Source organism: endosymbiont of Riftia pachyptila (vent Ph05), assembly GCF_000224455.1.
GTDB lineage: Bacteria > Pseudomonadota > Gammaproteobacteria > Chromatiales > Chromatiaceae > Endoriftia > Endoriftia persephonae.
Window position 1 is genome coordinate 1 of sequence record NZ_AFOC01000155.1, and the last position, 4826, is coordinate 4826.

Annotated in this window: 5 protein-coding genes; 3 read left to right on the top strand and 2 right to left on the bottom strand. The window is 64.9% G+C overall.

The features are described from left to right. Together RIFP1SYM_RS15715 and RIFP1SYM_RS15720 are read right to left on the bottom strand one after the other, a co-directional pair. Window positions 1-229: BrxA family protein (locus RIFP1SYM_RS15715; protein WP_039960780.1), on the bottom strand; the 229-nt coding region annotated here is incomplete at its 3' end. Further along, window positions 226-438: a helix-turn-helix domain-containing protein gene (locus RIFP1SYM_RS15720; protein WP_005966659.1), complete on the bottom strand. Its 213-nt coding sequence runs from the start codon at window positions 436-438 to the stop codon at window positions 226-228. The genes RIFP1SYM_RS15720 and RIFP1SYM_RS15715, both read right to left, overlap by 4 nt. A 424-nt stretch (window positions 439-862) precedes the next feature. On the opposite strand from RIFP1SYM_RS15720, the gene RIFP1SYM_RS15725 reads away from it, so the two are divergent. From RIFP1SYM_RS15725 to traD, 3 genes are all read left to right on the top strand, one after another. Continuing rightward, window positions 863-1267 carry a hypothetical protein gene (locus tag RIFP1SYM_RS15725; protein WP_039960781.1) on the top strand — a complete coding sequence of 135 codons (405 nt, stop codon included), beginning with the start codon at window positions 863-865 and terminating at the stop codon, window positions 1265-1267. Beyond that, window positions 1252-2964 carry a MobH family relaxase gene (gene mobH / locus RIFP1SYM_RS15730; RefSeq protein WP_050798789.1) on the top strand — a complete coding sequence of 571 codons (1713 nt, stop codon included), beginning with the start codon at window positions 1252-1254 and terminating at the stop codon, window positions 2962-2964. Before RIFP1SYM_RS15725 ends, mobH begins: the two co-directional genes overlap by 16 nt. Window positions 2965-2970: 6 nt before the next feature. Then, window positions 2971-4826 (top strand): type IV conjugative transfer system coupling protein TraD (gene traD, locus RIFP1SYM_RS15735; protein ID WP_039960782.1); only part of this gene is annotated, 1856 nt, incomplete at its 3' end.

Sequence of the window (4826 nt, forward strand, 5' to 3'; positions counted from 1 at the left end):
CCAATAATTCAAGCTCAGAAGAGTTGAGCTTTTTCAGCCGAGAAATAATTTCGCGACAGACACGTTTAGAAGTATTAAGCGTCCTGGCTTGTAATAAATTCTCAGAAATAACCTTATCTCTAACAGCGTTCCAGTCTTTGAGCTTAAAATACAGCGCGGCCAGCTTCACCGATTCACGATGAAAGAGACTGCCCGTTGTAAATGACATGCTGTATCTATTGTTCTTCATTCCTTATCAGGATTCCTTTTTGTGTGTTCAGCTGCACCATCTTCTTTCACCCATCCGTCGACTTCGTCCTTTTTGAACTTCCAGAGACGACCCACGCGATGAGCAGGCATATCGTGCTTCTCGATCCACCTGTAAACGGTGTCATTGCTCACACCAAGGTAGGTGCATATTTCTCCTACCGATAACCAACGATCTTCCATCTCAGCCATTTTTCAATTACCTCATAGGCGGCCTGGGCTTGAGAACTTCAGGCCCGCCTGTATGAAAAAGTGTATGGGTATTCAGGGCCCATTCTTGGCAATTTAAGTCATCGCTCTAATATATTCAGGCAGAAACCTACTGTCTACCGTTCTTTGCCGCATATACAGGCATTTTACTCTTGACGCCGTTAACTCTCCGAAAACTTCCACATCCATCTGACACTTGCCAAAAGGGTTCTGGAGGTACTAAAGGAAAGAAGGGAATGGTAAGTAACGGCAAAGGCCCTACCCGAAAGGGCCGCCGCGCTCGAAGGGCGCGCGGCGATGAAAGGGTTTCGCAAAGGGCGGCGCATCCGCCTCTGCGAAACCCGCCCGGAACGGTAATCACGTTTTCCGTGGTGTGAATCGGTCGGCGTTGGCACAGTGCCGACGCATGAGCACGCCATCCATATCCCGCATCACGCTCGCCCACATCCACGAGGCTGGGCTTGGCCCGTGGATAGAGCCCTGCCGGATCCTGCTCGAGCATCTCAGGGGCCTGGAAAGGGTCATCGAGGACCCGGACGAGCTTCCCTCGGCCGTCGTCCTGGGCGCCCTGCGGGCCGCCATTGCGGCGCCGCTTCCGCGCCAGGCGGCCATTCTGCGCCACCAGCTCTGCCGCCTGACCCTGTTCGAGTACCGGGCGGCGGCCGCTGGCGAGATGTGGAATCCGCTCGTGGTCCCGCTCGAGGATTTCCTGAAACGGCACGACAACGCTGTGCACTTCTGGCGCGACTGGGCGCCCTGGCCCCGCCCCGAAGAGGTCTCGAAATGGCTGGACCAATGGGTGCGCTGCTGAGTCTCTGGAGCAGAAGACGCCATCTCGACCCGCCGGTGGAGGGGGCTCTGCCGGTGCTGGATGCCGGTACCCTGCTCCGCCCGCACCGGTCTCAGCTGGCCGCCATCCGACAACTGGTCGGGGTCCCCCGCGCCCACTGGAAGGCGTTCTACGCCACGGTCTTCGAGGCCTACGCCGGCTTCGTCCAGCAGCTGCCGGCCTCGGAGGCCCACCACCACGCCGGCCCGGGCGGCATGCTGGTCCACGGACTGGAGGTGGTGCGCGAGGCCCTGAAACTGCGCCGGGGCCGGCTGCTGCCCCCGGGGGCCACCGCCGAGGAGCTGGCCGCCCGGCAGGACCTCTGGACCTACGCCACGGCCACCGGCGCCCTGCTCCACGACCTTGGCAAGCCGGTCACCGACCAGCGGGTGCGGTTGTACGACCGGCAAGGTCGAGAACTCGGACCTTGGGATCCCTGGGCCGGCCCCCTCCCCGCCGTGGCGGGCTGGTACCGGGTGGAGTTCGTGCGGGAACGGCGCTACCGGTTCCACGAACGGGTCCCGCCCCTGCTGGTCCGCTTCATCCTGCCCCAGCGGGGCCTGAGCTGGCTGGCCTCCGATCCGGAAGTCTTCGCGGCCTGGCTGGCCACCCTCTCCGGGGGTACCGACCAGGCCGGCGTCCTCGGCGAGCTGGTGCACCGGGCTGACGGACTGTCTGTGGCGAGCGACTTGGCCGGGGTGCCGGCCCGCATGCCCTCGGCCCGGCGCACAAAATCGCCGGGAGCGATTTTGGACAGCGGAGCACAGCGACGCTGGCCCCATTGGGGCGTCGGGCAGGACGCCCGGCGCAAACCCCTCGTCGCCCGGCTGCTAACCGGCCTGCGTTACCTGCTGGATCAGGGCACCCTGCCCCTGAACCGCCCGGGCGCCGCCGGCTGGCGGCTCAACGACGACCTGTGGCTGGTCAGCAAACGCGTGCTGGATGCCCTGCGCGAACACCTGGGCCAGGAAGGCCAAGAGGGCGTGCCGACGCGCAACGACCGGCTGATGGACGAGCTGCAACAACACGGGTTACTAACGCCCAACGGCGATCGGGCCGTCTGGACCGTGCAGGTGACCACCGGTGACTGGTCGCAACAGCTCACCGTGCTGCGCTTTCCCGTGCAAACCCTGTGGCCGGACCCGGACGCCCGGCCGCCGGTGTTCGATGGCAGTGTCGTGCCGGTGGGAGAAAACCGGGACGACACGACAAGTGAGGACCCAAAGGCCACACCAGGGCCGGAACCATCACCATCGGATGCCGATGACGCATCGGAAACAACCGTTGAAGAATCGCCTTCGGAACCACGAAAGACAGAGGCCCCCGAAGAGGACGATCCCGGCCATCGCTTTCTTCACTGGCTGAAGGAGGGACTCGCTTCCGGGGCTCTTCTCATCAATGCGGTGAACGCCCGCGTCCATGTCGTTCCCGAAGGCCTGCTGCTGGTGAGCCCCGGCATTTTCAAGGACTTCGACCGGGAGAACTGGACGCCGGTACAGAAACGTTTCCAGAAACTCAAACTGCACAAGCGCACTCCGCAGGCCACCAACATCTGGTCTTACCAGGTCAAGGGCGACCGCAAGCAAAGCCGCATCAACGGCCTCCTGATCACCGAACCCGAGCAGGTCCTCGGCCTGCAGCTGCCACCGCCCAACCCTCACCTGACGCAGAAGGCGTGATCCCCTATGGGACCCATCTTCGACAACCGGCTGCGTCCCGTCATCGAGTTTATTCCGGCCACCGTGCTCGTCGGGCTGGCGGTGGTGCTGCTCCACGACCCCATGCTGTTTTTTCCCCTCCTGCCGGGCCTGGCCGAAGTGACCGCGGCCGGATTCGGGGCACTGGGTCTGGTCCGCGCCTGGCAGGGCTTTTGCCTCGTGCGCTACCGGCGGCAGCTGCGGCGCCTGCCCCGTTACGTGCTGTCCGCGAAGCATATCCCCCTTTCCCGCCACAAGCTGTTTCTTGGCCGGGGCTTCCCATGGGACCAGCGCCACAGCCAACGCCTGGTGGAGGTGCGCTCACCCCAGGCCAGGCGCTGGCTGGAACCGGGCGTGTTCCATCGGGCCGCCCGGGCGTTCGAACTGCGCTTCGAGCATTGCTCACCCCATCCCTGGGGTTCGCCCTCCGGGCCGTGCTACGCACGTCCAAAATCGCTCCCGGCGATTTTGTCGGGGTTGCTCGGCTGGCTGACCCGGCTCACCCGCACCGACGCCTGGTGGAACCCGGTGCGTCCCCTGCCGCCCCTGGGCGGTGATCCGGCCCTGCACGGCGTCGGCCTGGAGGACGAGCGTGCCATCTGGATGGACTTGGGCGACCGGGTGGGCCATACCCTGGTGCTGGGCACCACCCGCGTGGGCAAGACCCGCCTGGCGGAGCTGCTGGTGAGCCAGGACATCCGCCGCGGCGAGACGGTGATCGTATTCGACCCCAAGGGCGACGTGGACCTACTGCGCCGCATGTTCGCGGAAGCCAGGCGCGCCGGCCGGCTGGACCAGTTCCACATCTTCCACTTGGGTTTCCCGGAGATCTCGGAACGCTACAACCCGGTGGGCGAATTCGGCCGCATCACCGAGGTGGCCACCCGCATCGCCTCGCAGCTGCCCTCCCAGGGCAACTCCGCCGCCTTCCGCGAGTTCGCCTGGCGCTTCACCAACATCGTGGCACGGGCGCTGGTAGGACTGGGACGCAAGCCCGACTATGCCGCCGTCGCCCGCTACGTCACCAACATCGAGCCGCTGCTGGTGGACTACTACCACCTGTGGCTGGAAAGCGAGTTCCCCGGCGACTGGCGGCCGGGGGTGCAGACCATCGAGGGTAACATCGACGACAAGAAGCTGCCCTTGGCCCTGCGCGGCCGGGACCGGCACGCGGTGGCGCTGGTGAAGTTCGCCAAGGAACGCAATCTCTACGATCCCGTCGCCGACGGCCTACGCTCCGCCTTCGAGTACGACAAGACCTACTTCGACAAGCTGACCGCGAGCCTGCTGCCGCTGCTGGAGAAGCTGACCAGCGGCAAGAGCGGCGAGCTGCTGGCGCCCGACTACGGCGACACCCGCGATCCCCGCCCCATCCTGGACTGGATGCGGGTGATCCGCCAGCAGGGTATCGTCTACGTGGGGCTGGATGCGCTGTCGGACGCCGAGGTGGCCGGGGCAGTGGGCAACTCCATGTTCGCGGACCTGACCTCCATCGCCGGCCAGCTCTACAAGCACGGCGACACCCTGGGCCTGCCCGAGGTCACCGGGCACCGCCGCGCCCGCATCGCCATCCACGCCGACGAGTTCAACGAGCTGATCGGCGACGAGTTCATCCCCCTGCTCAACAAGGCGGGCGGCGCCGGGGTGCAGGTCACCGCCTACACCCAGACCGCCTCGGACATCGAGGCCGGGATCGGTGACCGGGCCAAGGCGGGCCAGGTGAGCGGCAACCTCAACACCCTGATCATGCTGCGGGTCAAGAACGAGGAGACCGCCGCCATCCTCACCGACCAGCTCCCCAAGGTGCGGGTCTACACCAAGGTGGCCGAGTCCCGCACCACCGA